Source organism: Pseudomonas sp. JS425, from assembly GCF_018223845.1.
Lineage (GTDB): Bacteria > Pseudomonadota > Gammaproteobacteria > Pseudomonadales > Pseudomonadaceae > Aquipseudomonas > Aquipseudomonas asiatica.
In genome coordinates, this window is record NZ_CP073661.1 from 3,074,585 (window position 1) to 3,100,311 (window position 25,727).

Consider the following 25,727-nt stretch of genomic DNA (forward strand, 5'->3'; position numbering starts at 1 on the left):
CAGTGATGGTGGGCTGTATTCGCGTTTACCAATACACCATCAGCCCACTGCTTGGCCCTCGCTGCCGCTTCTGGCCAAGCTGCTCTTCCTATACCATCGAGGCCATCCAGGTGCACGGCCCTTTCAAAGGCGGCTGGATGGCTGTCAAACGCATCGTGAAATGCCACCCAGGCAGCCCAGGCGGCATGGATCCGGTGCCCGGTGGGCGCAGCGAAGCGCTCTGCCGTGAAAATGACGACCGCCCTACTGAGCGTTGCCGCTCAACCTTCTGCCGCCACTAACGTTTATCCTTGCTTAGCCACCTGATAGATACGCTCTAACATGGCGTGCAGGCCGTTACTGCGCGTGGGTGAAAGGTGCTTATCAAGCCCGAGATCTTTCAAGAAATGCGGCTCGGTCTGATTGATCTCTTCGGCTGTGCGCTCACTATAGATACGCAGCAATACGGCAATTAACCCTGATACGATGGCAGCATCCGATGTAGCCTTGAACACCAGTTTGTCGCCTGCCTGTTCATGGCACGTCCACACGTTGGATTGGCAGCCTTGGATTTTATATTCTTCCGTACGACGCTCCTCCGGAAAGTCAGGCAGCTGCTTTCCCATATCAATAATGTACTGATAACGGTCCATCCAGTTATCAAACATCTCAAACTCTTCGACCAGCTCCTGTTGGGCTAGCTCTGCGCCTGAAGTTGCCATGGCGTATCCTTTGCGTTGATGAATCACAGTCGCGGCTATTATAACGTTTCAGCCCCTGCTTTTGGGGGCGTTTTCAAGCGGTGGCGCTGCTGCTCTTGATGCCACTCATCGGCTTCGGTGTGCAAATAACGGCTGGTGGTATCTAGCTTGGCATGGCGAGCGCTTTCCGCTAAGTAACGCGAGTTATTGTCAAATTCTGTGTATGGCCGGTCAGGCGGCAGTCCTGTCTGACTGATCGGTCAAGGGTTCGCCGTCCTTGAACTGGACGTTGTTCACGACCAGCTCCAGCTTGTTGAACCCCTTGATCCGCTTCCAGCGCTTCTGGGCGCTCTGAAGCAGCTTGAAGACCATCGCCAGGGTCGTCGCTCTGGAGCCGCAGTTCCGGCTGCGCTTGCTCCGCAGGCGGACCGTGGCGAAGGTCGACTCGATCGGGTTGGTGGTGCGGATATGCACCCAGTGTTCTGCCGGGTAGTCATAGAACGCCAGCAGCTCCTCCCGATCCTTGGCCAGGCACTCCATGGCTCTGGGGTACTTGGCCTCGAAGCGTTTCACCGTGCGATCGAAAGCCTTGTGCGCCTCATCGCGGGTCTCGGCCATCCAGATCTCATGGAGGTCGGCCTTGACCTTGGGCTGCACGGATTTCGGCAGTTTATTCAATACGTTGGCAGTCTTATGGACCCAGCAGCGCTGGTGCTCGGTCTCTGGATAGACCTTGCTCAACGCCGCCCAGAAGCCCATGGCGCCGTCGCCAACCGCTAGCTTGGGGGCCGTCGTCAGCCCGCGCTCGCGTAGCCCCGTGAGCAGCTCTTTCCAGCTGGCCTCTGACTCACGCTGCCCATCCTCGACGACGACCAACTCCTTGCGGCCCTGCTCAGTGACGCCGATGATCACCAGCAGACACAGACGGTCATCCATGCGCACGTTGCTGTACACGCCGTCTGCCCACCAGTAGACGTAGCGCTGCTCTGATAAGCCCCGCTTCTGCCACTCGGCGTGCTCAGCCTCCCACTGCTTCTTGAGCCGCGACACAGTATTGGGGTCGTCTCAGAATTCGGAAAATAAAGCACGCTAAGGCGTAGTCACCCCGTGACTCCCCCGCGCCGATGCAGCGAGCTTCGTTCCGTCTTGCAGTGACGCAATCAGCGGGCAGGAAACGTTCCCTTTCCGCGCATGGCAGGCGCACACCAGTTCAGACAGCACGGCCTCCATGCGTGCCAAGTCGGCCATCTTCTCGCGCACATCCTTGAGCTTGTGCTCGGCCAGGCCGCTGGCTTCCTCGCAATGGGTGCCATCCTCCAGCCGCAGTAGCTCGGCGATTTCGTCCAGGCTAAAGCCCAGCCGCTGGGTCGATTTCACGAACCGCACTCGTGTTACATCCGCCTCGCCATAGCGGCGAATGCTGCCATAGGGCTTGTCTGGCTCCGGCAGCAGGCCCTTGCGCTGGTAGAACCGGATGGTCTCCACATTGACCCCGGCCGCCTTGGCAAAAACGCCAATGGTCAGATTCTCCAAATTTTTTCCATATCGCTTGACTCCGTACATAACTACGGAAGTAAGCTTAAGCTATCCAAACCAAATTTGAAAGGGCAAGCGTATGTCTGAACCTCAAAACGGGCGCGGGGCGCTCTTCACTGGCGGGCTAGCCGCCATCCTCGCCTCGGCTTGCTGCCTGGGGCCGCTGGTTCTGATCGCCCTGGGATTCAGCGGGGCCTGGATCGGTAACCTGACCGTGCTGGAACCGTACCGCCCGCTCTTCATCGGCGCGGCACTGGTGGCGCTGTTCTTCGCCTACCGGCGCATTTTCCGCCCCGCTCAAGCCTGCGCACCGGGCGAGGTCTGCGCCATCCCTCAGGTACGTACCTCCTACAAGCTGCTGTACTGGCTGGTGGCGGCCTTGGTGCTGGTCGCGCTCGGCTTCCCCTACATCCTTCCCTTGTTCTACTGATCAGGAGTTCACCATGAGAAAACTGCTCGCATCCTTAGCCCTCGCCAGCCTGGTCGCCACACCCGTCTGGGCGGCCACGCAGACCGTCACCCTGGCGGTGCCGGGCATGACCTGCGCCGCCTGCCCGATTACGGTGAAGACGGCGTTGACCAAGGTCGATGGCGTGACCAAGGCTGAGGTGAGTTTCGAGAACCGCGAGGCCATCGTCACCTTCGACGATACCAAGACCAATGCCCTGGCGCTGACTAAGGCGACCGAGGACGCTGGCTATCCGTCCAGCGTCAAGCAATAGGAGGGACTTCCGATGGCAAATCCTCTCAATCTGTTCACGCGGATCGGTGACAAAGCCGGCTCCGTCGGCGTGCTGATTTCTGCCATAGGCTGCGCCATGTGCTTTCCCGCCCTTGCTAGTCTGGGGGCCGCGTTCGGTCTGGGCTTTTTGAGCCAGTGGGAAGGCCTGTTCATCACCACGCTGCTGCCTCTGTTTGCTGGACTGGCTCTGCTCGTCAATGCCCTCGGCTGGCTCAATCATCGGCAGTGGCGACGGACTGCGCTCGGCCTGATCGGTCCTACCCTGGTACTGGCAGCGGTATTTTTTATGCGGGCTTATGGCTGGCGGAGCGGTTGGCTGCTCTATATCGGCCTGGCCCTCATGTTTGGGGTGTCGATATGGGATCTCGTGTCGCCCGCTCATCGCCGTTGTGGGCCGGATGCCTGTCCGACGCCGCCAAACCAGTGAACCTGACAAGAGACGATCTAATGAGTAACGAAATGACCGAACTGAAAATCATTGGTATGACCTGCGCCTCCTGTGTCGTGCATGTGAAAGAGGCCTTGGAGAAGATTCCGGGCGTGCATCGGGCGGATGTTTCCTACGCCAGCGGGAAGGCCGAACTGAAGGTCGACGAGGGCGCAAGCCGTGAGCAGATGCAGGCCGCTGTCGAGGCCCTGGGGTATCGAGCGGCGTTCGAAGACGCCATGGTACAAGCCCGTCCTGGCCTGCTCGATAAGGCACGGGGTTGGTTGAGCAGCACTGACGCCGGGAAAGAGGGCGACAAGCTCCACGTCGCGGTCATCGGCAGTGGTGGCGCCGCCATGGCGGCCGCGCTCAAGGCGGTGGAAGGCGGTGCCCGCGTCACCCTGATCGAGCGCGGCATCATCGGCGGCACCTGCGTCAACGTGGGCTGCGTGCCCTCCAAGATCATGATTCGTGCCGCGCATGTGGCCCATCTGCGCCGCGAGAGCCCGTTCGACGCCGGGCTTTCCGCCATGACGCCGACCGTCCTACGCGAACGTCTGCTCGCGCAGCAACAAGACCGTGTCGCCGAACTGCGCCACGCCAAGTACGAAAGCATCCTGGAGAGCACGCCGGCGATCAGCGTGCTGCGCGGCACCGCCCGTTTCCAGGACGGCCACACGCTCAGCGTGAAACTGGCCGAGGGTGGCGAGCACATCGTAGCCTTCGACCGCTGCCTGGTCGCCACCGGCGCAAGCGCGGCCGTTCCACCGATTCCAGGACTGAAAGACACGCCGTACTGGACCTCAGACCAGGCACTGGCGAGCGATACAATCCCTAAGCGGCTCGCCGTGATCGGCGCCTCCGTAGTGGCAGTGGAACTGGCGCAGGCCTTCGCCCGGCTGGGTAGCGAGGTCACGATCCTGGCACGCAGTGCGATGTTCTTCCACGAAGACCCGGCCATCGGCGCGGCGGTGACGGAGGCCTTCCGTATGGAGGGCATCGAAGTGCTGGAGCAAACGCAAGCCAGCCAGGTGTCCCACGCCAACGGCGAGTTCGTACTGGCCACCAACCATGGTGAGTTACGTGCCGACCAACTGCTCGTCGCCACCGGCCGCACGCCCAATACCCAGGGCCTGAACCTGGAAGCGGCCGACGTGCAGCTGGACGAGCGCGGCGGCATCCAGATCGACGAGCGCATGCGCACCAGCGCAGCGGATATCTATGCGGCCGGCGACTGCACCGACCAACCGCAGTTCGTCTACGTCGCGGCAGCGGCTGGCACCCGCGCGGCAATCAACATGACCGGCGGCGAGGCCAAGCTCAATCTCGACGTCATGCCGGCCGTGGTGTTCACCGATCCGCAAGTGGCCACCGTCGGCTACAGCGAAGCCGAAGCGCAGCACGCCGGGATCGAAACCGACAGCCGCACCTTGACCCTGGACAACGTGCCGCGCGCGTTGGCCAACTTCGACACGCGGGGTTTCATCAAGTTGGTTGCCGAAGCGGGCTCCGGCCGACTGCTGGGAGTGCAGGCTGTGGCCCCGGAAGCAGGAGAACTGATCCAGACGGCGGTACTCGCCATCCGCAACCGTATGACCGTGCAGGAATTGGCTGACCAGTTGTTCCCCTACCTGACGATGGTCGAGGGACTGAAACTCGCCGCACAGACCTTTAACAAAGACGTCAAACAATTGTCCTGCTGCGCAGGGTAATGAGAGAGGGAGGTTGAAACATGAGCAACACGGCAGACGATCTCGGTAGGTGCGACAGCCTACGCAAGACATGGCAGTTGGTCAGCTTCTGGGGCCTGCCTGCCGTCGTGGCGACGATAGCGATTGTTCTGTCTAATCGACGCCCCGCGTTGTTCCTGGCAGCAGGCGCCGCGCTGGCCGTGATGGGCGGCGCCTGCCTGGTCAACGCCACGCGTTGTCGCCGCCTTCACTGCTACATAACGGGGCCTCACTTCCTGTTGCTCGCAGTTGGTGCGCTATTGGCTTATGTGTTTGACCAAAACGGCGAGCATCTCTCCAGGTTGTGGCTGCTACTGGCTCTGGGAGCTGCACCGTTGCTCATCTGGCTACCTGAGCGCCTAGCCGGAAGGAAATATCTGAGCGCCCCAGTTTGCGGTGAAGGTCGGGAGTGTCGGCGATGAATGCCTACTCCATATCCAGATTGGCCGAGGACGCGGGCGTCAGTGTCCATATAGTCCGAGATTATATGCTGCGCGGCTTGCTGCACCCCGCGCGGCGCACGGAAAGCGGTTACGGCATTTTCGATGAGCGGTCCCTGGCGCGGCTGTGCTTCGTACGTGCCGCCTTTGAGTCCGGTATCGGGCTCGACGAATTGGCGCGGCTCTGTCGAGCGCTCGATGCAGACGATAGTACCGATGTGATCGGGTGTATCGACCGCTTGCTTGGGCAAATCGCGACCCGGCTGGCAGCTTTAGACGCAGTGAAAACGGAGTTGGCCGGGCTGACTCATCGTGCCATCGAAGGTCACACCCATGCGTAATACCAACCAATCCGAATCAATCAAGATGCCCCGCTGGCACGCCTACACGTGGGGTGTGCTCGCCGCGCTCACTTGCCCCTGCCATCTGCCGGTGCTGGCATTACTGCTCTCGGGGACTGCGGCCGGGGCCTTCGTCAGCGAGCATTGGAGCCTCGCGACGCTCGTGCTGACGGTTCTCTTCGTCCTCTTCCTGAGAGCGGCTCTACGGGCCTTTCGGAAGCGGGCGTGACCCGCTCGGAGCACGGCGCGGTCTCCGCTGCCGAGTTGCGGCAGGCTTGGGAGCGTTGGGAATTGTTGCTGCACTGCCAGCCGCAGGTCGATCTGCGCGCAGGTTCGATCGCAGGTGTGGAAGAGTTACTAGGTTTTCTTGGACGATGGAGAAACCCCATCATGAACGCAAACGACACCCCCACTATCAGTTGCTGCGAATGTTGCAAGGAAATTTCCCTTGACGCCGCACTGACGCCGGAAGGTACCGAGTACGTCGTGCACTTCTGTGGCCTTGAATGCTATCAGCGCTTCATATCGCGCGCGGATAAGAGAGCGGCATCCGAGCCTGATCACCCCTGCACACCAGAGGTCAGTACCCGTCACGACGACTAATCTTTGCCTCTGGAAAGTGGCTCTGGTTTTTTTTAGAAAGCGTGAGTCCATTGAGATTTAATGCAAGTCCGCTCGTGGCTAATGTAAGCCCGAAGGCTTCGTCAGTAGTTTTATCTAGGCCGATGCCCGGGAGGATGGCAGCGTGCCTACAGGGCGTTAAAACCGGCTACCCAGAGTCAAATTCACCCCACAGTACAGCGATGCTATAGAGTTACTCGTCAGTCCTGCAGCATCAGTTTTACTCTGCACCTCCATTGTATTCAGTCTGCCGGCAGCCCATTTGCACGAATAGTCTAGTCCTGATAGTCAGGAGCAAGCGCTGCCAAAGGAGCAACGTGTTTAGAACCCGCCTGCAAGCATGAACATAAAGCAGAAATATCCTCTTGAAGGGCCATCGCCTGCGCCCAAATACTGTCGACATCACTGGTAGCCACAGTGAGGGGGAAACCTTCCAGTACCGTCATGGCCATGCCATGCAGGCGTAGGAAGTCTTCTCGAATGCTGCCGACCCCTCCGATTTCAGCAAGGCAGGCATCCAGCCGGTCGACCAAGTTGAGCAACTGAGCGGTGTCGTAGCTTGCACGCAGAGAGTCGAGTACCTTGGTATCGACGTCCCCATAAGGTGTCACGCGGAACGAAGCTGGCGGGATATGCATCAGTTCGTCACCTCAACGTTGCTGTCAGACATCTGTTTCGCACGCATTGATCCCGCAGCCTGCTGGAAAATGGAATCCTTGATCCAGGGTTCCGGTGGGCGTTTGAGTTTCAGGTTGAACTCCCCAAAACGTTTGACATTGCTGGTTAGGTAGGGGCTGAGAAACGATACGTCGTCGTCAGTGAACTGCCAGCCATCACGGGCGAGCTTCTGCAGGATGCGCATCATGTCCACGGTGTTCTGCAGGATCACCGACGAGGCCACCATGTCGTTGTAGCGCAGGCGTTTCTGTTGCTCGTCCGGATCGTTTTCGGCGATCACGTCACCGCCAAAGGACAGCCACTTAGAGAAGCCGTTGTAGGACTCGATCTTATTGGTGTTGGCGGTGACTTCCTGGCGCAACTCGCGGCTGCCGATCCAGTTGAGTAGGAAGATCGTCCGGATCACGCTGCCCAGCGCTTGCGCGGCATGATAGAGCTTGTTGCGCCGACTGTAGGAGCCAAGTTTGCGCAGCAGCATAGGTGAGGAAATCTTGCCGGCCTGGATTGACAACGCGACCTGCATCAGATCCTGCCAGTGGGTTTCGATCAGGTGCCAGTCGGCGGTGTCGGTGAACAGACGGTTGATGTGTTTATACGAAACGCCGCGATCTGGCCGGCACATCACCAGGTCGCGCCAGTTGCGGATACGCGGCATCAGATTGATGCCCAGCAGATGAGTGAAGGCGAACACCGTGGCCGACTGGCCCTGGGTGTCAGAGTACACCGTATCGGGTTCGACGCTGAGGTCGACCTTGAGCAACCCCTCAATCACATAGATTGCCTCCCAGATACCAGGCGGGATGAAGTGCTGGAACACCGCGATGTAGTTATTGGCCACGTGTCGGTACGCCACGGCCCCCATCTTGCGATAGCGGAAGTGGTAGCCGGCCAGCAGATTGTCGTCATAGAAGTCGAACTGCGTACCGTCCGCGGCCACCGCCTTGCCATCGCCCCAGAGCTTGGGCAGGTCAAGTTGCAGATAGAGTTCCACCAGCTCGCGGTTAGCCTTGTCTAACTTCTCAAGCGAGAGATGGCGGCGATTCGTATAGGACAGCATGTGCGGCGTGACATTACCGGCCAGATGCCGTGCGGCCTGGTTGGGGCCAAGGTTGCAGCCCATGGCGAAGATCGTCATCAGGTAGCGCTCGGCCGGTTCTTTGAGCTTTGGCTCGTTGCCGGACATCGGCCCGAAATGCCGAGTGAACTGAATCCAATGCTCAATGTTGGCCATGATGTCGAGCACGTGCCTGGCCGGCATGCGCTGCATAAGCGCCGTCTGTAGCGAGATGGCCGAAGGCGGGATGTCCCGCGCTATCACTCGGCGTAGCACCGGTTCGCCGGCTTCATTGATCGATACGTCACCTCGGCAAGAAGGGAATTTTTCATCCAGATGCTGCGCGGTTTCCTCCAGCTGAATCTTGAGGGAGGCGACAAACTCCTTCGCCGTGCCAGGCAGCCCCACCTTTTCGCAGTAGGCCGGTAGACGATGGAAACATTCTTCCCAGGGCAGCAACTGCTTACGGTAGTCGGCGAAAGATTCCGACCCCAGCACGCACATATCACCCGAGCGCAGCTCACTGGCCAGGTAAGAGAACACGCAGACTTCCAGATAGCGCCGGTTGGTAGGTGGCCCTTCACTGGCAGGACGACGCACGACCTTAACCCAGCGCTCCGACGCAAACGACAAGTCGACATGCTCGTCGATCCACTCGCGGTGTAGATTTTCGCTGTCCTGGATGAGCTGAAGCGCCTGGATAAGTGAGCGATCCTGAGTCGTGGGTTCCAGTTGAAGAAGGTGGCTCAGACGGAACAACAGCGAGCGATGGGACTTGAAGTGCTTCCAGATCAGCGGCAGGTAGTTGTTACCGCCCGTAGCCTGGACTTCGGCGCAAGTCTCGCGCAACCGATCCAGGTTGCCATCGGGAGAGAGGAATTCCCGGATCAGACTGCCAGCCTCCTGGTCATCCGGTTCCTGAACAAGAATCTGCACCACGCCATCCAGGGTGGCCGCCAGTTGCTCCAGCTTCTGGCGTTGCCGCGCCTGGATTTGCTCCAACTCCTCCTTGGCGCGTTTGTGGATCGTCGAAATCCGTCGGATGAACATCTCGGCCAGGTGATCCCGAGTTCGCACCCGCATCCGATAGATCAAGGCCAGCATCAGTGTGTAGCGTTTCGGCAGCGAGCAGTCCTTCAGCTCGGCGACGTCCGACGCGGCGGCTTGGGTGGCGAAGTGGCGGATCTTAGCATCGACGACCCCCTCAAGAATGGCATCCAGATCTCCGAAGCTCTCTAACCACGCCAGGTGGTCGATCAACACCTCCAGGTGCTTGCGGGAAGGCTTCTTGGGTGCCTGCTTGAGTGCGTTGAAGTCACTCTGCCGACGCCCGAAATCCGTGTCGAGCAGCTCCTTTAGCTTGTAGATCACCTCGATTGGCGCTCGGAGCACGATCAGGTTGAAGGTAACTTCCTGAGCACTCGCCAAAGCGGTTTCTGCGATGTTGTTGAGCGTCGAATAAGCCGGAAGCTCATAGCCACGCTGAATCAGCTCATCAAGCATGGCATTAATGAGATCGACTCGCTGCTCAAGCACTACAGCGCAGTCACGTGCGATTTCCTCAGTGATCGCTAGCCCGTCGCTGCTATAGAAGGGTGTAACCTGCAGGTACTGCCGAACCGCCGCTTGGTGTCGGTAAAGGGTGCGGGGGTTGCTGTAGCGCGGAGCTATTCGTGCGCCGTAGCGAAGGCATTGTCGGACATGACTGATGAGCTCCTGAGGAAGCTCCTCGAACGGAACAAAATAGTGTAGCTGCTGAAACACCTTTAGTTGGATTGCCAGCCCAATCGATAGCGCTGGACTCTTAGCGGTGTTATTGACCCATTCGATCTCTGAATCAGACAGGGAATAGCATCGATGCAGCTCCTTAGCTGGCAACTGACTGGGCAAGAGCGGGTAGGCTGTCCTTTCCACCGAAGCCATTGAGTTCATCCCCCAAGTAAGGCAAAACATCAGCATAGACGGCTAGTCAGGCGGGGGATGACCAGCAATCAAGAACTCAATAAATTTCCTTTTAGTTCAATATCTTGCAGAACGAATGTCCTAATTTTTGCCTTATCTCGGCATAACCCCTTGCTTGAGTCCGAGAACAAGATAGCCAATCGCAGAACGAAGCGGTGGCGCACTTTTGCGCTCTCAAAGGCGCATTAATGCGCCCTTCGTTTGTTCATCCTGTTGCTAGTATTCGCACGCAAACGCGGGTCTACCTGATCCGGTTTACGCCAGGAGAAAGCGATGGCAGCTTCACAACCACTCAACAAACAAACCGCTTATTGGGGCGTTCCGTGGGAGAATTCTTACGGGTATCCGCAGGCACGGCGGGTAGGGGACGAGATCTACGTATCGGGCCAGTTCAATCATGACGAAGAAGGCAACCTGGTCGCGCCGGCACCCTTGGATCGTGACGGCAGGCCCTGTGATTTCTCTTCGATGGGGGATCAGATGCGCGCCGCCTACGACAATATTGCCAAGCTGCTCGCGCTATACGGGGCGACGCTTGAAGATGTCGTGGAAGAGACGCTGTACGTGCTGGACATGGACGCGGCCTTTGCCGTGGTCGGCAAGGTGCGCAAGGCCGCCTACGGCACGGAACGGCCTCAATGCGCCAGCAACATCATCGGCGTATCGAGGCTTGCCCAGCGCCCACAGCTGATCGAAATCGCCTGCAAAGCGGTACTTGGCTCACGCGCTGAGTGACTTGCACTCCCGGTTTCGCTCTATGTGACCGGGAGTACCAGTTGGCCCTCGATCAACGGCTTCTGGTTGGCAACGGCAGCTGCACAGAACGTCATGAATGCTTTGACCCGCCACGATTTGCGGATGTCCTGGTGCGTCAGCAGCCACAGCTCATCCTGCAGCTCCGGCACCACCGGGCCGACGCGTTCAAGCCCTGGCGTGATATCACCCAGCATGCAGGGCAAAAATCCCACCCCCAGGCCCGCCGCGATTGCAGCACTTGCCGCCGCAACCGAATCGGTGCGGTACGAGATGCACTCGGCTGCGACCCTGTTTTCGACATAGCTCGTTGCCTTGAGCCCGCGTAGCGCTGCGGAATAGGAAACCCATGCCTGGCCTTCAGTGAACAGAGGAGTAGGCGATGTGTGGTTGCTGCTGCCGTAGGGAGCCCAGGCGATTGTGGCCAGTTTGCGGCCCACCAGGCTTTCGGCGGGTTTCCTGGTCGCTCGAACCGCAATATCCGATTCGTCTCGCGCAAGGCTCAGTGATTCGTTGCCCACCAGCACCTCAATCGTGATGCCTTCATTGAGGGCCTTGAAGTCCGCGATGATGGGGGTGAGGAAGTAAAGCAGCAGTGAGTCGCTGGTGGTGATACGAAGCTTTCCGAGTGGCCCCTGGCCGGCACGTGAGACACGCCGCGTCACGCTGACAATGTCCAGCTCCACGCGCTCGGCGAGTGCACGTAATTCCGCGCCCTCGATTGTTAGCAAATAGCCTGATTTGCGGTGATCGAACAAGGCTACGCCAAGTGTTTTTTCAACCTGGGAGACCCTGCGGGAGACGGTGGACACGTTGATGCCGAGCTTCTTGGCTGTGGCAGCGCGATTGCCACACTCACTGAGCGTTTTGATGATCCGCAGGTCGTCCCATGAGAGCTGGTTGGCAGCCTCGCCCACGTTCCATTTCACGTCCTTGGGGGTAGCCGGGGTAATTGAGACATTTCCAGGTAACGACTTCACGAAATCCGTTCCAGATCAGATTGCGACGATCATACGAGAAGGGGTCGCGTGAACCAAGTATCAGCATGAAGGCGAAGGAGGGGGCTTCGGTCGTCCCTTCATGCACACTCAACACTTGTCGGCGTTATCCTGTCTGTTGAGCCGAGAGTCTTTGGGGAATTACTCATGCGCAAGTTGACACTGTTGTTGGCGATCGCTGCATTTGCGGGTTGCCAAGCGCCGATGCCAACTGCCAACCCACAGATGGCTTGGGTCGATCTCTCGACGCCATTCCCGAATGACCGTGTGCTGTTGGCCGAACGCCTGGATACACAACGCCTGCGTGATGGGCGCTTCTTTGAGGTCAGCCCCGGCAGCCATGAATTGGTCGTCAGGTTCGACTACGAAGTAAATGGTGGCGGTGGCATCAGCCTGATGGGAGGTACCACGGTAAGGCAATGCTACCTGACCATCGACTACGAGCATTTCAAGGCTGGGCAGCGCTACGTGCTCGAGGCCCGCTCCATGGCCATGACGCCAGAGGCGAGGCTTTATGATGCGAAGGGAGAGATTGTGGCAGAGGTTAGGGAATTCTATTGCCTGATGTGATGGTGCTGCGTACATCAATGACTGGCATGGTTGCTTGGGGCCCCTGGATAATGGAGGGGAATCACAAGGGCCATGCCATGCTGACCATCTCTAATAATGTGCACCTGCCAGACGCCGAAATCGAACTGACATACATCCGCGCGCAAGGCGCAGGCGGGCAGAATGTCAACAAGGTGTCCAGCGCCGTGCATCTACGCTTCGACATCACTGCCTCGTCGCTACCCGAGTTTTACAAGGAGCGGTTGTTGGCGGTGCGTGACAATCGCATCACCGGCGACGGCGTGTTGATCATCAAGGCACAACAATACCGCACACAGGAGCAGAACCGTGCGGATGCACTGGCGCGCCTTGCCGAGTTGATCATCAATGCCGGCAAGACCGAGAAGAAACGCCGTCCCACCAAGCCAACCCTCGGCTCGAAGACCCGTCGCCTCGAAGGAAAAGCCAGGCGCAGCACTGTCAAGGCGGGTCGGGGCTGTGAGCGTTGAGGATTAATCAGACTCCCATAAGCCTATGAAGTCAGTACGATTTTTCTTGAGGTAACGGATTAATCAGAATTGAGAATCCAGAGTCCGATTATCTCTTTATGCCTTTTCAACTATTCCGATTAATTCGTCACCCGAGATAGCCTGCATCATGCTGAGCTGAAGCGAACCGCTCCAACTCCGACGAGATGCGCCCACCAAGCACCAACGTTCATCCGTGAGGATGGCGTAACCATAGATCCTTCACTTTGTGCGAAGAGTCCCTGCGCGACGTATTCGCCGCGCAGAAACAGGTTCTGATTGTTCAAACACCAGCAAGCACTGCGCGCTAGGCTGTTTTTGCCTGCTGGAAGGCTACGTGGCCACTAAACGTACTGTCTGATAGTCAGAAACGAATCCCTGGTGATGAGGCTGGTGGCCTTCCCTGTAAAGGTTCGAGTCTTGAATCACCATCCAGTCGATGGTTTTTTTCATAATATTTTAGAATAGAGGTTATTCCGCCAAGGCATAAATTTAATGAATTTAATGCCTGGCATTGATAAATAATAGTGTGGATTTTTTCATTTGTAAGCGCTTGATCGTTCGAGATTAATGCTTCGATGAAATCGTTAGCCAAACTAATTTATATAAAAACCGAGTCCATCAATATACGCATTACTTCTTGGATGTTTGTACAGGGGATTCTAAGTTAAACTCGTACTACTCAGTGAGCTGGAAAAGTAGCGCCCTTGCAGGCCGACGAAATCTTGAGCTAGCCTAACCAACGTCGATTCAAAGAGGGCAGTGAACAGGAGGCTGATAGTAAGGAGGTAAGATGAAGGATCCACCCAGTACGAAAAATGTAGGCGACCAAGTAACAGTCATCGAGCCACAGCAATCACCGATACCCACCCCTTGGGTGTCTAGTGGCCTTGAATACCAACCGGAGTACGTTATACCTTTCAAGGAGGAGACGGCTAGCGAACAAGAGCTACAACAGGCAGAGTTAAGAAAGAAGGTTCTAAGGGATTTTGTGTGTAACAACATAGATCGCGAAGCGGCAATGAAAAGGATTGGCGTCAAGCGCGCACAATTTTACAAGCTGCTTACGATTTACAAATCTGTTCATACCGATGAGCAAAGCTTAGGAGAGTGCGCTGATGATACAAGTTATCAATTAGTCGGTGATAGTGCGCCCGAGTTCATAAGGGGCAAGAGGGGCCCCGTCCCCGGTCATGTTCGCGCACCACCGCAAATATTGGAGGTGATACAGCGGGCGTACGATCGAAGATGGAACGGCCCAGGTGCATCGCATGCAGATGTTTGTAGGTACGCCCAACGCTTTGCAAGAAAGCTCGGGCTGGATCCTCCGACAAAGCACATAGTCACGAAGTTTATTAAAGCCAAGCCTCTTCGGGAGCGCAATCTAAGAAAGTACGCTAAGGAGCGTGCGCATGAACTTCACGGGACTATGTCGAAGAAGTTTCATGTGGAAGGCCTTCTTTCTGATGTGCAGATGGATCATACCGAGATGGACGTATTTGTCGTCCACCACATTCATCGAAAGGTGATCCTCGGCAGACCTTGGGTAACAATGATCATCGATATGGCCACACGGGTGATCCTTGGGTTTTACATCAGTTTGAGGCATCCCAATATCCAAACGGTTCAAAATGCGTTGGTGATGGCAGTCCTCCCGAAAGATGAGTGGATGAAGTGGTGGGGGTATGAACCAAGCGAGCATCCTTTTCATGGACTGTTCAAATGCATAAGAACAGATAACGCCCTTGAGTTTTTGAGCCCTGAACTGCGGAATAAGTGTCAAGATCATTGGGGTATTTCTTGGGTGCACCGACCCAAAGACAAAAAGTGGTATGGAGGAACCATTGAGCGTGTGATCGGAACCTTTATGTCAAACGTACGCTTTGTGCCAGGGGCGACAGGAAGAAATACCGGTGAAAGAAAATATTTATCTAGCGAGCAAGACGCAACGATGGATCTTGTTCAGCTGTGCGACTGGTTTATAAATGAGGTGATCAAGTATCACGGAATAAAACATAGAGGATTAGGTTGTACGCCAAGGCAGGCTTGGGAGCACTATGCGAAGGAAGGTATACCGGTGGTGCCAGATGAGGAGGTAAACAAATTCCGAACAGACTTCCTGCCTTCAGCATACAGGTGCCGGATTCACCCGTACGGTATTGCCTACAATGGCCGACGTTACAACTCAAGAGATCTAGATGCATATCGCGGAACTCGCACCGATATTCGTTTTGATCATAATTGCCTGGATTACATATGGGCTAACCTTGATGGGGTTTTTGTAAGAGTCCCATGTAGTTACAGTAGAAGAAGTTGGCCGAGAATATATGAGGCATACAAGGCTGATAAAACTTATAAGCAGCACAAGTTTGTGCCTGCCGTGCCAGCGGGAGAGGTGGATGATCCATACGCCGATAATGCGCTGGAACGACAAGATCGCATTGTTGATGCGGCAGTGAAGCAAACGGCAGATTATGAGAAAGGTCTGAGGAATGGCGAGGTTCAAATTGATTCTAATATGGAGCCTACTCCCGAAATCGATCACATTCCTGCCGTTCCTGAACCAAAGCAGACACCCGCCATACCAGCTCCACAGCCGGAGGTGCTAGTCCCAAGGAAAATCATTGATCCGCTTGATTATCTGCTCTGATTTGTAGGTGCGAGAGCATTTGAAAAAAGGCTCTTGCACTTACACTTAAGTTGTTCCGGCTTTATATTGTTCGAGGGGTTTATTTGATGGAGAAGTATGAGCACATTATTCCACAGAAGCGGCACCTGGCAGATCTCCCCGATCGAAAAAGGATTACCATATGCCGTCATGACATTTGGATTAACACGCCTGCTTTCGATGATATTTTCGAATGTATCGGCTATATTCTCGAGACGGAAAACCAGATTACCGCATCCTGTATCTCTATTATTGGTACGGGAGGTTCTGGTAAGTCAGCAGTGGTTAAGCGTTTGATTGACCTTAACGTTCTCGCGGAACACAAATTGAAATTTGTAAACCTCAGCGAGAACCTTGATCGTTACCGATTACATCATTCAGTTTGCGAGGCGTTCGGGGTTAGGTTTAATGTAAAATCGGGAGATAGAACCGCTTCAGTTGTGAGGGTCATAGAGGCTGAAAATGTAAAAGGATTAGTCGTTGATGAGCTTCATGATGCATTGTTTCAGGCTTATGGGCAGACAGGTACGACGCTTTCGCTTATGAAGAACCTTTCAGGCGATCCATGTCGACTGTGCCTGATTGTATGCGGTGACCTCAGGACGGCTGATGTGCTTGGTTATGATGATCAAATCAACAGGCGCTTTGTTCGGTTTTTGTTGCCGCCTTGGGAGAATGATCAAAACTTTACGGATTTCATCGCGGCTTATGAATCACACCTGCCCTTGAAGCTTCCTTCAAATATCGCTGATCAGCGGGTTCGGGCGCTACTTCACGCTAAATCGTTCGGCATCATGGATAACGTTGTGAAGATCATCAAGGCGTTTGCAATGGATGCTATTGCGACTGGAGTTGAGCGTATTCATGAAAAACAGTTCCAGGACATTAGCAGAATTACACAAAGGTACGGTTATCAGATCAATGAACCGCAAACAAAGCCTAAGGCCAGAAAAAGGAAGTGATTAGTGAAACTCTGGAGCAATCAGCTTGCAGTGTGTGAGCAGGCTTTATCTTGGTTGAATGATAACGTGAATTCACCTGCATTTCTACGGGTAGCCGGAAAACCAGGTGCAGGGCTGTCAACATGTGCTAAGCACATAGCTGAAGCGACAGCTCCAAACTCACTACACATCAAACCAGAATGCCTGGATCCGAGCGCTGGGTTCTTAGACATTCTGCATGCGGCGTTAGGTCTGCCAGTTCGAGGTCGACGCCCTTTGCTACCCAGTCATGCCCTTAATAGATTGATTTCGTTGCGTAAGATTCAAACCATTGTAATTGAGGACGCCCATGAGTTCCTACATGCTCAAGGCTCAAAGAAGGGAGACGTACCCAACGCAGGGCTCTATCTGGAGGCTGTAAATATCATCAGCTTTGAAACTGTTACACGGCGCCAGCCTCTTAGAGAGTTTGATGTCCCACCAGCCTACATTATTCATCTTCGAGGATGCACTGAGCGAGAGGATTACATTGAAATGGCGTTATCGCTTGACTTTGACTACTCAAGGCTGGGTGCAACAGAGCTAGAGTTGTACAGGTTGTTAAATGAACTGTTTGCTTTGACTCATGGAGAAATCGGGATGACAAAAAAGTATCTCTTGGAGGTTTGCTTCGGCCAAGGCAGGCGCAATAATTTCAGCATTGAACGGTGATGGCTATGACTCATTATCCTAAATATTATGATGCTATTTCGCTAGAGTGCTTTTCTAGTTGGGTGCAAAGGGTGACGGTGTTCAACGAAAATCACGCATTGCTAGCATATGATGTGCAAGATATTTTTTCTCTTTGTTGTCGTAATGAATATTTTGATCCTGACTATTCCCATTCTAGCTCATTTTTTGTGGGCTGTATGGAGAAGCTGAACACTTTGGGTACGAAAAACATACCGAATTTTTTACCTGTTTCACGATGGATTGTTCCATATTTCTACCGCCGTGCATTTTGCTATGAATGCCTGTGTGAGCATGTACAGTTATTTCGTTATCCGACGTGCCTGCAAGCGTGGGGCGTTGCATATCATACAGTATGTGAAAAACATGGAATTGCATTCAGCTATGCTCCTGAGTCACGAGTGCCAACCCTGGAAAGAGCGATGGGTATGTTCAGGGCTTATCATGATGGTTCAATCGTCAGGTTATCATCCTGTTATCACGACCAATCGATGGCTGATATCATACCAAGGGCGCTCCACGCGCAACGTTTATTCTTGAGTCTGGAGCGCCAAAAAGATCTTCAAGCTTTTGGTTTTGTGCAATTGCTCATGAGGATTCTTCTGTATCCGAGATTTGGATTGGTTCATCAAAAAATTGCTTCTAGGATGAGTTACCCAAGTGGCCGTAACCTACGCCAATCACTTCATTACGGTGCGTTGGTTGCTAATGTACAGCAGAGGCAGCTTGCATCAGTCATGACGTGCATGGTGCTTGATGCTGAGTCAGGATTATGTGGGCGCGATTGGCTTTCACACATTAATGAACTTTATCCGCATCAAGTGAAAATCGAAGATATTGAACATCTCGGACGGTTGGCTAGTGTCTTCGTAGGTGCGTTGATTCCTGGTTTGTTAAGCCAGTTAGATCGCTATCAACAGAGTATGCACAATGCGGCTGTTGATGCATTCGTAACTGGTTTTAAAATCCGAGCTCATAGGAGCATGTAGACTCATGTCAAGATTTGTCGCTGTTCATGCTATTCAAGTCGATCTGCAGACACAATTTGAGTGCTTCGGTCAGGAAATGCATATGCATCCGACGTGGCTGAGATGCTTGGTTTCGGGGGATGGAATGGTGTTGTGGTATGACTTGATGGCTGGTAACCCAAACAGCAGGCGACTCGTTGGATGCCCTTCAATCGTGAACAGTGGGGCTGGTTGCATTATTGATGGCAAGGGCTGCTCATTTCTTTCGAAGTACTTTATGTTTCTAAGGCGGCAGAATTTTAAGGCTGAGTCCTATAGTCGCACACATTTTTTTATTGATAATTTATTGTATACATTCTATGAATGGCCTGTTGGCATGCATGGGATGAGGGCTGGACTGTTCAAGGGGACTCCGTTGGAGCTATCCCACGCTATTGCGAGGGCAATCCATGTTCTGAATAGTGAGGTTGCAGCCGCATGTAAATCCTGCTGTTAAGGGTGATCGCGTGCGCTTAAAATTCGCGGACAAGCTCCACCTATACGTTGGAGTTCGCCAGGTGGAGGGTAAGCGTCCGGCGAACTCACCTTCCGAACTCAAGCGTTAAGGGCGATGGTGTCCGCGTATTTTTATGCGGACGCGATCACCCTTATCGCTAGTATTTCCATGCGCCAACGAAGCTCTCATCCCAAAGCGTTCAAAGCCCAGGTCGTTCAGGAATATTTGCAACCTGGCGCAACTGTGTCCAGTGTCGCCATCAGCCACGGCATCAATGCCAACGTCATCCGCAAATGGATGCCGCTCTATCGAGAGCAGCCCGCAACAACCTCACTGCCGGCCTTCGTCCCGCTAAATGGCGCACCTCAACGGCAAGCCGATGCCTCAGTGGTCATTGAACTGCCCATCGTCGGGGGACTGATCACGGTGAAATGGCCAGCCTCAAATCCTGAGGGCTGCGCGCAATTTATCAGGGTTTTCACTCAATGACCTGCATCGATGCGATCTGGCTGGCCACCGAACCGCTGGACATGCGCGCCGGTACCGAGACCGCATTAGCCCGGGTGATCGCGGTATTTGGTGCGGCGAAGCTGCACTGCGCTTATCTGTTCGCTAATCGCCGGGATACCGTTTTGAAGTCGGCAGGTCTGGCTGCCGATTCAGCACCTTACGGCACTGTGACCGTCAATGCCGTGTTCATCGCCTGTGCAATCCCATTGTCTATTTTGCTGCCAAGATTGAATACGCGCAGCATTCTGCTGGTGATGTTGGCAACAGGGATCGTGGTTGCTTTTGGTCTTGGGCTGGCCGGGCAGCAATTGGCGCTGAACTACCTGATCATCACATCTTACCCGACGGCACTGTGTGCTACCGCCACGGGCTGGGCGATCGGTGTGGGTCGAGTCGGCGCCATTATTGGGTCTGCGATCGGTGGTGTAGTGCTGGAGAACATCGGGCCTTCAGGTTACTTCGCCAGCCTGCCGTTACCGCTCATCCGCGGCGTAGCAGCTGTGATGATCATTGAGTTTCGCGGGATGATTCACAGTTGTCCAAAGCCTATGTTTCTGCGCATTGAGCGAGACCGCATTGGAGCTGTTTGCGTCCGGCCAACCTGCCTTGCACGACTAAGCCGGATGGCGCCTGTGCGGCAGCCAATTGCAATCTCACTGGCCCACAGGGTCGGCGGGCGTATCTACTCATCTTTGAGAGAGGCACGAGGGATATGTCCGTCTACACGCCGATGGATCTATTTCATGGTCGCAGTCGCGCTCTTGCTTCTGCAACCCGATCCTGCGACGAGACCGTTCTTGCGTCCGAGCGCCTGCAGAGCGCTAGTCGGTTCTGACGCTATCAGTGCGTCCCAGTCATCGAGACAGCGCGACAGCGCCGACGCCCTTATGGGTGGGTTTTGACTTGCGCTCACCTGCCTTAGCGCCGGCGACATTGGAAGAGGAGGCACCACGCCCATGCTTTTGCCAAGGCGAAACGGGTTTCGGCGGTTTAGTGGATCTTCCAGTAGGTATGCTGGACTTGAAATGGGAAGTCTTTATCATGGGCTGTCACACTAAGCCTGCAAGGAAGAAAATGATCATCAACAAGGCATTTCGGCTTGCTGTCTCACTGCCGATTTATGCAGCATCCGCCCTTATGTGGATCCCCATAGCGATCACGACCATAAAATCCGGGGCAATGGCGTTTAAAGGCTATTTAACCCCCTATCAGGTGGGTGAGGTTCTGGGAAATTTGCTCATTTGTCTCGTCGTAGCAGCGTTATCTGTAGGGCTGTGGCTGCTAGGAAGATATGTGCGTACCTCCACCTTCAAAAGGGCGCGCAAGCAGGCAGCTGTGAATCAGCTCTAATGTTGCTCACCTGGTTCGCCGTAGGCCGAGGCACTGATAGTCGCCTTATGGGATGTTTGCAACAACCTCATTGCATGCACTTAAGCTCTGCTCTAGAAAGCAATGAGCCACCATTGCGAATTGCTCTTGAGGTGCTTGAAATAGATATCCAGCATAGGGCGTCATCAAAGGAATACAAACTTGAATCATTCTCTGTCTGGGTTGCCTGATAGTCCAGTGTCGCCGTCTGAAATTGCTAAATTGTTTAGTGAAATGCTTGGCAAGGTGCCGAAATACTGGAAAAGTGTAGCGGCTGTTATTTCGCTATACGCATCTGGGTCTGCTATATTTGGTTTGTATGTCTACCTCTCAGTGATTGGGCGCGTGGATCTATTTATGCCATCTATTTCTATAAGTCCGGCTTTATTCGCCTGGCTGTTCTGCGCTACCTTGATTCTCCTAGGGGTTTTGCTTTGCATCATTACACCTGCAATTTTCTTTGCCAGCTTCGTTTCACTGTTTAATCTTCCGACAAAGGACGCGGCGAGACTAGGATCAAAATTCGCACTACTGACCGCGTGCGGCTTTGCAATACTTTCAGTTTGGGTGTTTTACCTAAACAAAGAACAGTTTGCATGGTCGGTCTTGGTTGTGTGGGCGCTAGGATTAGTCGGGGTTTACAGCATTGTGGCGCTAACAGAAAGGCAGCGAAATAAGTATCTAAGAGGATTTGGGCCTGAACGCTGGCATCAAGGGAAAGTGTATCGCCGTGTTTTCTTGGCGTCATTCATTTATGTGATTGGTGTATTTGCAGGAATCTATCCAGCCATAATTATATCCCTGGCTCATCCGGGAAGTGCGACAAGCTATGGCGCCTTACTGACTAGTGCACTCTGTGTATTTTGGATGCTTATCCTGTTTGTGCCAATCATTACTTATTATCGAACAAGCGGAGTGCTTGCGCGAAAACTCTCGAATACGCTGCTGGCGGCATTTTTTTCAGTTATAAGCTTTTTTCTAGTATCGCCATCTTTATTCGGTTTGGTCGCCTATTCCGCTGCTTCAGCAGTAAAGCTTCGAGATTCGCAGGTTTCAGAATACATCGTTAGCAAGAAATACCCAAAGGCTACGCTTGATCCGACTCTTTGGTTGGTGCGAGAGTTAGACGACAGCGAAAAAACCATCACGATTCGGGCATTTCCGCTATTCAAATTTGGTAATACTCTTTTGCTGTGTCCCGCCAAATATGCTGGTTATAGTCGTGATGACATGCTGTCAATTACAAAATATTGCTTTGCAACCTATAATTCCGAAGTTACACAGGCTGCGCCTACATCACTGCCGCCTATTTATCTTAGGGAGACGTACTGCGGCAGGGAATACACACGTATCCCGCTTATTTTGAGTCAAAGGCAGAGGTGCGTTTTCGCGCCGTCTAAGATTAATCCAAAAACAACCTAAATATTTTGCTACTTCGCGATTGGTACGGTATGCGGTGGTGGCATGAAAAAACCTAATTCCAACGATTGAGTTTGTATCAGCGCCCTGGGCGCTAAAGGCAAATGAATTATGACTGATAGTAAAAAAAGTGCAAGTGAGGAGTGGCTGTATGCCAATGCCCCTGGGTTCAGTAAATTGCCTGACCAAGATCGCAGGGCCATTTTTGACTTCTCCTTTCTTTGGAGCCTTTTCGAAGCGCAGGTCATGGATAACTTTGCTCAGGCAAGAACCATTTCAGATTGTGTACATGGCTGGGGGTCTGAAAACAGAATTTATCCTGACGTGTATGGTGAAGCACTAGCTTACTTCAGAAGCCGTTACTCCTTGAGCGGTGAAACGACTCATCATTTTGATCATCTCAACCTCCGCGGATCAGATCACCCTGAGCTGATCCGCCGCGTGATCATAGGCCAAAGTGACGACCCCCTCGATAGCATGTTATGCACCCTGATAATCGTCTGGCGGCTCAGAAACAATCTTTTTCACGGCACTAAATGGTCGTACCAGATTCGTGGGCAGTTAGACAATTTTACCCACGCCAACCTTGTGCTGATGAAAGTCTTGGAGCGGTACGGACGGCTCTAAAACAACCTGCACAGCGGCTAAATCGTCGCATTGTCATAGCTAATTAGCTGAGAGCGCTCAATGAGTGGGCACTCTAAGGGCAGCTAAGTGGCGTCAGCGGTGGGGCGCCGACGTATGCTTTGTTCCCCTTAAGCGAATGTTAAATCGACCACGATGCAACTCGCAGAGCGATACTTAGCAGTCATTCCAACGAACCGCTACCGAGCACCACCAGCCATGGATGTAACTTCAGAAACATCAGCGCAACCAATGCCGTCAGCGCCAAGCCGACGTCCTGTGGGCCTGAATTGCACTCGTCCAAGCGAAGTTCACCTGAGGCGGTGTGGGTTCTCGGTGGAAGCGCCATGCCCGCAGTCATGGCTCGAGCATCTACTGACGACCTGAACTGTTGCCCCGATGCCACGGTCATCCACTACCTGTTCGAAGCCCGAAAGACGGGTGGTAAGCCCCGCCCACGCAATGAGATAGATGCCTGCCGCTGGATTAAGGCCAGAGACGTCTGGAAACGGCGGGTACGGCGCCCCATCAAGACGATGCTGAAACGCTGCGCTTGATGAAGGTCAGCTAGCCGTTAGTTTCGATCCCTTTTCTATCGCTGCCAGCGCATCAGGTGCAGAAAGCGCATGGCGTGCTTCCTTTGAGAGGGGAGGTAGCAATTTTTGCAGCTTCTTGAGCTCAACCTCCGCTTGAGCCAGTTCTTCTTCCGACGACTCAGCCCAGAGCTGGCTCAACGGCTGAAGATCTGGCTCCTCGAAAACACGCGACCACCATTGATGATGATCATGCCAAGATTCAGTAATTACCGAACGCTTACGGTGGACGCGCCTCACGCTTACGCGTTTTTGAAAGGCTGGCACGGGGCAAATGCGTTCAGGGATTCGGGGCAGACCCCACCGTTGAGGTGAGGCCTGTTCAGCGGCTTAACGAGACTTCGGATACCAGTCGGTTTTACCTGGGCTGATCTCGCCCGGACGGTGCCCATACCTGTCCTTCAACACCGGCTTGAGCTCATCATACAGAGGGCTCAGCGTGTCCAGGATCATGGGCACATACAGTTCAAACGGTGGGTGCTTGCGCCAGTACTCGCCATAGATCGCGTTCGAAAGGGAGCGATCAAACCATCCGCGCAGCACCATCAGGACGCCTTCGATGCGAGTTTCCAGACTATCGTCAGAGAGCGCCTGCTTACTACCCTCAGATTTCATCTTTTCACGTTGCAGAAAGCTACCCGGGAGGAAGCCCAGCGCTTCGCCTGCCTCATGCAGCTTCTCATGTACTTCACGATGAGCATCGCGATCTTCTTTGAGATCAGCTGCAAAAGTGAAATCACAGACCGTGCACCTGCTCGCACCGTAGGGATCAGGTGAGACGTGCACATGAAGCATGACCCAGTGGTCATACCGGCGAACTGCTTCGTGGTAATTTCTGAGGCCCAATACCTGGACTGCTGCGATGTCTTGGCGCTGACCTAGCTTAAGCGTGGGGTAAGCTTGCTTAAGCTCTTTGGCGAGGCGTTTGACTTGCTTGATGTGGCTGTAGGTAATCTGCATTTTTCAGCTCTGCAAAGGGCTGGCCTAGCGTCCACTACGAGGCAACCTGATTAGGGTCAGGTTGGGTATTTCAACTGTCACGATAGTGCTAAAGCTTCGCCTGTGTGGACTGCAGGTACCTACCGAGTACCGTGGCGCGAAGACTACCACTCCTGTCTTTGGCTCGCAATTTGCGGCAGGCCGGGAGGTGGTCTGTTTGATGTTCTAGCGTCGACCAATAGCCCAAGACGGCTCAAGCGAAGACGAATGGCTGTTTTTGAAACGTGGAAGTGATGACTGAGATTGTCTGAGACCAGTCGGAAGCTGCGGTAATTCACAGGCTGATGGTCGAGGTAGAGGAGGCCATGACCACGGTTGCGGATGTTGTAGATTACTGTCAGTAACGCGATCCGTTCGAGTAGACGCATGGTTGGCATCAGCAGGAACGAAGCAAAGGCATTGGCCTGCCACTCCAGTCGCTCGACGTCGGTTCTAGGTATCCTGACGCTATCATGCTGTTCCATATCGCTTGCATGCAACCGCTCCCGTTTCAGATAGGTACCGTGACCGAGATAGAAATGGCCTAACTCGTGCGCCAAGGTGAACCGGGCGAGGGGAGCATCCCTGTCGTCCGTGAAGATCTGGATCTCCGGAGGCGTGAATGAAATGCCGCCTAGTGCAGATCTCGATGGCTCGCTGAAAATCACCACCAGCCCACTGCTCGTGCGCTCATGGTCAATTATTCTTTCCAGATCGACGCGACCACTGGTGTAACCAACGCGCTGGAGCACCTCTGTTGCCTTTTCCTCGATTTGCTGCAAGGAGAGGAAGGTGACCCTTTGCCTAGTTGCAGGTTTACGCTGGATTAGCTGCTGATAGCCCGCGGTGTCTTTGCCAAGGTCAGAAAACAGGCTTCGGAAAACACCTGCCAATGTATTCGTATATCCCTGAGGCGTGGAAGCATAGGTGGTGTACATTGCAGGCTGGAACGAGGGGTCGATGAGCGCGTTAAGGATCTCTGTGCTCCTGCGCTCAGATGCGCTTACAGCACCCATGAGCAGGGAGCGCGAGAGTTCCCAGGTGAAATTCCCCTCGTCGAGGTATCGAATCACCGCCATGCCTTTGTTCCTGGCGAAATTCAGGGCGCTAGCCTGGAATGCGCTCGCGGTGACAAACATACCTTTAGCGTTATGTCCGGTTACCTGTCCAATCTTGGAGCTGAACTCCTCGACGTCATTGATCGGTATGGTGCTGCTGTAGTTCTTGCACTCGACCAGCATGATCATAGATGGGGTATCAAACCCTGGTAGTCTCACCTCGATGGAGATATCAAACACGATGTAGTCCTCTCGCTGCGGATTCCACGCTGACTCGGACACCCATTCCACGCACATCCGGACAGTGATTCCACGCTGATCCGGACACTCATTCCAC

At 54.3% G+C, this 25,727-nt stretch carries 29 protein-coding genes and 1 pseudogene; 21 read left to right on the forward strand and 9 right to left on the reverse strand.

The genetic code is table 11. The features are described from left to right. Window positions 1–5 precede the first annotated feature (5 nt). Window positions 6–281, forward strand: coding sequence for a membrane protein insertion efficiency factor YidD (gene yidD / locus KDB76_RS14400; RefSeq protein WP_049870841.1), 276 nt, complete (start codon window positions 6–8; stop codon window positions 279–281). Between the two features lie 3 nt (window positions 282–284). Here yidD and KDB76_RS14405 read toward each other — a convergent pair whose 3' ends face one another. From KDB76_RS14405 to merR, 3 genes and pseudogenes are all read right to left on the reverse strand, one after another. Further along, window positions 285–701 carry a SufE family protein gene (locus KDB76_RS14405; protein ID WP_033869425.1) on the reverse strand — a complete coding sequence of 139 codons (417 nt, stop codon included), beginning with the start codon at window positions 699–701 and terminating at the stop codon, window positions 285–287. 210 nt (window positions 702–911) lie between these two features. Further along, window positions 912–1,736 (reverse strand): annotated as a pseudogene (locus KDB76_RS14410) (IS256 family transposase); the annotation flags it as partial. 33 nt (window positions 1,737–1,769) lie between these two features. Next, on the reverse strand, window positions 1,770–2,243 hold the full coding sequence (gene merR, locus KDB76_RS14415; RefSeq protein WP_023102386.1) for an Hg(II)-responsive transcriptional regulator: 474 nt from the start codon (window positions 2,241–2,243) through the stop codon (window positions 1,770–1,772). Window positions 2,244–2,295: 52 nt separating this feature from the next. Between merR and merT the strand changes: the two genes are divergently transcribed. From merT to KDB76_RS14455, 8 genes are all read left to right on the forward strand, one after another. Next, window positions 2,296–2,646, forward strand: coding sequence for a mercuric ion transporter MerT (gene merT / locus KDB76_RS14420; RefSeq protein ID WP_023102385.1), 351 nt, complete (start codon window positions 2,296–2,298; stop codon window positions 2,644–2,646). A 13-nt stretch (window positions 2,647–2,659) separates the two neighbouring features. Further along, window positions 2,660–2,938: a mercury resistance system periplasmic binding protein MerP gene (merP, locus tag KDB76_RS14425; RefSeq protein WP_003131880.1), complete on the forward strand. Its 279-nt coding sequence runs from the start codon at window positions 2,660–2,662 to the stop codon at window positions 2,936–2,938. A gap of 12 nt (window positions 2,939–2,950) precedes the next feature. Further along, window positions 2,951–3,385 carry an organomercurial transporter MerC gene (gene merC, locus KDB76_RS14430; protein ID WP_003131881.1) on the forward strand — a complete coding sequence of 145 codons (435 nt, stop codon included), beginning with the start codon at window positions 2,951–2,953 and terminating at the stop codon, window positions 3,383–3,385. Window positions 3,386–3,417: 32 nt separating this feature from the next. Then, on the forward strand, window positions 3,418–5,097 hold the full coding sequence (merA, locus tag KDB76_RS14435) for a mercury(II) reductase (protein WP_031633059.1): 1,680 nt from the start codon (window positions 3,418–3,420) through the stop codon (window positions 5,095–5,097). Window positions 5,098–5,117: 20 nt separating this feature from the next. Further along, window positions 5,118–5,537, forward strand: coding sequence for a hypothetical protein (locus KDB76_RS14440; RefSeq protein ID WP_017849615.1), 420 nt, complete (start codon window positions 5,118–5,120; stop codon window positions 5,535–5,537). Beyond that, entirely contained in the window at window positions 5,534–5,896 is a 363-nt protein-coding gene (gene merD / locus KDB76_RS14445) for a mercuric resistance transcriptional repressor MerD (RefSeq protein WP_017849614.1), read from the forward strand. Before KDB76_RS14440 ends, merD begins: the two co-directional genes overlap by 4 nt. Beyond that, window positions 5,889–6,125 (forward strand): broad-spectrum mercury transporter MerE, encoded by a 237-nt coding sequence (gene merE, locus KDB76_RS14450; protein WP_017849613.1) that lies wholly within the window; start codon window positions 5,889–5,891, stop codon window positions 6,123–6,125. The genes merD and merE overlap by 8 nt, the downstream gene beginning before the upstream one ends. 161 nt (window positions 6,126–6,286) lie before the next feature. Further along, a complete protein-coding gene (locus tag KDB76_RS14455) occupies window positions 6,287–6,499 on the forward strand; it encodes a DUF3330 domain-containing protein (protein WP_032805095.1) in 213 nt (70 codons plus the stop codon). Window positions 6,500–6,792: 293 nt separating this feature from the next. Here KDB76_RS14455 and tnpC read toward each other — a convergent pair whose 3' ends face one another. Next, complete coding sequence (gene tnpC, locus KDB76_RS14460; protein WP_017849612.1) at window positions 6,793–7,155, reverse strand: Tn3 family transposase post-transcriptional regulator TnpC; 363 nt, start codon at window positions 7,153–7,155, stop codon at window positions 6,793–6,795. Beyond that, on the reverse strand, window positions 7,155–10,172 hold the full coding sequence (locus KDB76_RS14465; protein ID WP_026140367.1) for a Tn3 family transposase: 3,018 nt from the start codon (window positions 10,170–10,172) through the stop codon (window positions 7,155–7,157). Before KDB76_RS14465 ends, tnpC begins: the two co-directional genes overlap by 1 nt. A gap of 312 nt (window positions 10,173–10,484) precedes the next feature. On the opposite strand from KDB76_RS14465, the gene KDB76_RS14470 reads away from it, so the two are divergent. Next, on the forward strand, window positions 10,485–10,946 hold the full coding sequence (locus KDB76_RS14470) for a Rid family hydrolase (protein WP_023663225.1): 462 nt from the start codon (window positions 10,485–10,487) through the stop codon (window positions 10,944–10,946). A gap of 20 nt (window positions 10,947–10,966) precedes the next feature. Here the strand turns inward: KDB76_RS14470 and KDB76_RS14475 are convergent, their stop codons facing one another. Continuing rightward, window positions 10,967–11,893, reverse strand: a complete 927-nt coding sequence (locus tag KDB76_RS14475; RefSeq protein ID WP_023663224.1) for a LysR family transcriptional regulator — start codon at window positions 11,891–11,893, stop codon at window positions 10,967–10,969. Between the two features lie 216 nt (window positions 11,894–12,109). Between KDB76_RS14475 and KDB76_RS14480 the strand changes: the two genes are divergently transcribed. The 11 genes from KDB76_RS14480 to KDB76_RS14530 all read left to right on the forward strand — a co-directional run bounded on the left by KDB76_RS14480 (window position 12,110) and on the right by KDB76_RS14530 (window position 22,764). Beyond that, window positions 12,110–12,532: a hypothetical protein gene (locus tag KDB76_RS14480; protein ID WP_024087120.1), complete on the forward strand. Its 423-nt coding sequence runs from the start codon at window positions 12,110–12,112 to the stop codon at window positions 12,530–12,532. Window positions 12,533–12,609: 77 nt separating this feature from the next. Next, window positions 12,610–13,020, forward strand: coding sequence for an alternative ribosome rescue aminoacyl-tRNA hydrolase ArfB (arfB, locus tag KDB76_RS14485; RefSeq protein ID WP_038410310.1), 411 nt, complete (start codon window positions 12,610–12,612; stop codon window positions 13,018–13,020). Between the two features lie 811 nt (window positions 13,021–13,831). Then, window positions 13,832–15,688 (forward strand): Mu transposase C-terminal domain-containing protein, encoded by a 1,857-nt coding sequence (locus KDB76_RS14490; protein WP_080708201.1) that lies wholly within the window; start codon window positions 13,832–13,834, stop codon window positions 15,686–15,688. An 86-nt stretch (window positions 15,689–15,774) separates the two neighbouring features. Then, entirely contained in the window at window positions 15,775–16,668 is an 894-nt protein-coding gene (locus KDB76_RS14495; protein ID WP_049870840.1) for a TniB family NTP-binding protein, read from the forward strand. 3 nt (window positions 16,669–16,671) lie between these two features. Beyond that, on the forward strand, window positions 16,672–17,358 hold the full coding sequence (locus KDB76_RS14500; RefSeq protein WP_144241801.1) for a hypothetical protein: 687 nt from the start codon (window positions 16,672–16,674) through the stop codon (window positions 17,356–17,358). A 5-nt stretch (window positions 17,359–17,363) separates the two neighbouring features. After that, window positions 17,364–18,365, forward strand: a complete 1,002-nt coding sequence (locus KDB76_RS14505; RefSeq protein ID WP_144241800.1) for a hypothetical protein — start codon at window positions 17,364–17,366, stop codon at window positions 18,363–18,365. A 643-nt stretch (window positions 18,366–19,008) separates the two neighbouring features. Then, window positions 19,009–19,329, forward strand: coding sequence for a transposase (locus KDB76_RS14510; RefSeq protein WP_038410513.1), 321 nt, complete (start codon window positions 19,009–19,011; stop codon window positions 19,327–19,329). After that, window positions 19,326–20,252 carry an IS66 family insertion sequence element accessory protein TnpB gene (locus tag KDB76_RS29825; protein WP_038410306.1) on the forward strand — a complete coding sequence of 309 codons (927 nt, stop codon included), beginning with the start codon at window positions 19,326–19,328 and terminating at the stop codon, window positions 20,250–20,252. Before KDB76_RS14510 ends, KDB76_RS29825 begins: the two co-directional genes overlap by 4 nt. Before the next feature lie 172 nt (window positions 20,253–20,424). Then, on the forward strand, window positions 20,425–20,700 hold the full coding sequence (locus KDB76_RS14520; RefSeq protein ID WP_144241799.1) for a hypothetical protein: 276 nt from the start codon (window positions 20,425–20,427) through the stop codon (window positions 20,698–20,700). Between the two features lie 180 nt (window positions 20,701–20,880). Beyond that, entirely contained in the window at window positions 20,881–22,140 is a 1,260-nt protein-coding gene (locus KDB76_RS14525; protein WP_144241798.1) for a hypothetical protein, read from the forward strand. A 108-nt stretch (window positions 22,141–22,248) separates the two neighbouring features. Further along, window positions 22,249–22,764: a hypothetical protein gene (locus tag KDB76_RS14530; protein WP_038410304.1), complete on the forward strand. Its 516-nt coding sequence runs from the start codon at window positions 22,249–22,251 to the stop codon at window positions 22,762–22,764. A 560-nt stretch (window positions 22,765–23,324) separates the two neighbouring features. Here KDB76_RS14530 and KDB76_RS14535 read toward each other — a convergent pair. From KDB76_RS14535 to KDB76_RS14545, 3 genes are all read right to left on the reverse strand, one after another. Beyond that, window positions 23,325–23,594, reverse strand: coding sequence for a hypothetical protein (locus KDB76_RS14535; RefSeq protein ID WP_212632274.1), 270 nt, complete (start codon window positions 23,592–23,594; stop codon window positions 23,325–23,327). 90 nt (window positions 23,595–23,684) lie between these two features. Then, window positions 23,685–24,314: a hypothetical protein gene (locus tag KDB76_RS14540; RefSeq protein ID WP_038410302.1), complete on the reverse strand. Its 630-nt coding sequence runs from the start codon at window positions 24,312–24,314 to the stop codon at window positions 23,685–23,687. 143 nt (window positions 24,315–24,457) lie between these two features. Continuing rightward, window positions 24,458–25,630 carry an ImmA/IrrE family metallo-endopeptidase gene (locus KDB76_RS14545; RefSeq protein WP_158491235.1) on the reverse strand — a complete coding sequence of 391 codons (1,173 nt, stop codon included), beginning with the start codon at window positions 25,628–25,630 and terminating at the stop codon, window positions 24,458–24,460. Window positions 25,631–25,727 lie beyond the last annotated feature (97 nt).

Bases quoted from the DNA above. Each gene is read 5' to 3' on its own strand.
- yidD (WP_049870841.1), top strand. From the start codon at position 6: ATGGTGGGCTGTATTCGCGTTTACCAATACACCATCAGCCCACTGCTT.
- KDB76_RS14405 (WP_033869425.1), bottom strand. From the start codon at position 701: ATGGCAACTTCAGGCGCAGAGCTAGCCCAACAGGAGCTGGTCGAAGAG.
- merR (WP_023102386.1), bottom strand. From the start codon at position 2,243: ATGTACGGAGTCAAGCGATATGGAAAAAATTTGGAGAATCTGACCATT.
- merT (WP_023102385.1), top strand. From the start codon at position 2,296: ATGTCTGAACCTCAAAACGGGCGCGGGGCGCTCTTCACTGGCGGGCTA.
- merP (WP_003131880.1), top strand. From the start codon at position 2,660: ATGAGAAAACTGCTCGCATCCTTAGCCCTCGCCAGCCTGGTCGCCACA.
- merC (WP_003131881.1), top strand. From the start codon at position 2,951: ATGGCAAATCCTCTCAATCTGTTCACGCGGATCGGTGACAAAGCCGGC.
- merA (WP_031633059.1), top strand. From the start codon at position 3,418: ATGACCGAACTGAAAATCATTGGTATGACCTGCGCCTCCTGTGTCGTG.
- KDB76_RS14440 (WP_017849615.1), top strand. From the start codon at position 5,118: ATGAGCAACACGGCAGACGATCTCGGTAGGTGCGACAGCCTACGCAAG.
- merD (WP_017849614.1), top strand. From the start codon at position 5,534: ATGAATGCCTACTCCATATCCAGATTGGCCGAGGACGCGGGCGTCAGT.
- merE (WP_017849613.1), top strand. From the start codon at position 5,889: ATGCGTAATACCAACCAATCCGAATCAATCAAGATGCCCCGCTGGCAC.
- KDB76_RS14455 (WP_032805095.1), top strand. From the start codon at position 6,287: ATGAACGCAAACGACACCCCCACTATCAGTTGCTGCGAATGTTGCAAG.
- tnpC (WP_017849612.1), bottom strand. From the start codon at position 7,155: ATGCATATCCCGCCAGCTTCGTTCCGCGTGACACCTTATGGGGACGTC.
- KDB76_RS14465 (WP_026140367.1), bottom strand. From the start codon at position 10,172: ATGGCTTCGGTGGAAAGGACAGCCTACCCGCTCTTGCCCAGTCAGTTG.
- KDB76_RS14470 (WP_023663225.1), top strand. From the start codon at position 10,485: ATGGCAGCTTCACAACCACTCAACAAACAAACCGCTTATTGGGGCGTT.
- KDB76_RS14480 (WP_024087120.1), top strand. From the start codon at position 12,110: ATGCGCAAGTTGACACTGTTGTTGGCGATCGCTGCATTTGCGGGTTGC.
- arfB (WP_038410310.1), top strand. From the start codon at position 12,610: ATGCTGACCATCTCTAATAATGTGCACCTGCCAGACGCCGAAATCGAA.
- KDB76_RS14490 (WP_080708201.1), top strand. From the start codon at position 13,832: ATGAAGGATCCACCCAGTACGAAAAATGTAGGCGACCAAGTAACAGTC.
- KDB76_RS14495 (WP_049870840.1), top strand. From the start codon at position 15,775: ATGGAGAAGTATGAGCACATTATTCCACAGAAGCGGCACCTGGCAGAT.
- KDB76_RS14505 (WP_144241800.1), top strand. From the start codon at position 17,364: ATGACTCATTATCCTAAATATTATGATGCTATTTCGCTAGAGTGCTTT.
- KDB76_RS14510 (WP_038410513.1), top strand. From the start codon at position 19,009: ATGCGCCAACGAAGCTCTCATCCCAAAGCGTTCAAAGCCCAGGTCGTT.
- KDB76_RS29825 (WP_038410306.1), top strand. From the start codon at position 19,326: ATGACCTGCATCGATGCGATCTGGCTGGCCACCGAACCGCTGGACATG.
- KDB76_RS14520 (WP_144241799.1), top strand. From the start codon at position 20,425: ATGATCATCAACAAGGCATTTCGGCTTGCTGTCTCACTGCCGATTTAT.
- KDB76_RS14530 (WP_038410304.1), top strand. From the start codon at position 22,249: ATGACTGATAGTAAAAAAAGTGCAAGTGAGGAGTGGCTGTATGCCAAT.
- KDB76_RS14540 (WP_038410302.1), bottom strand. From the start codon at position 24,314: ATGCAGATTACCTACAGCCACATCAAGCAAGTCAAACGCCTCGCCAAA.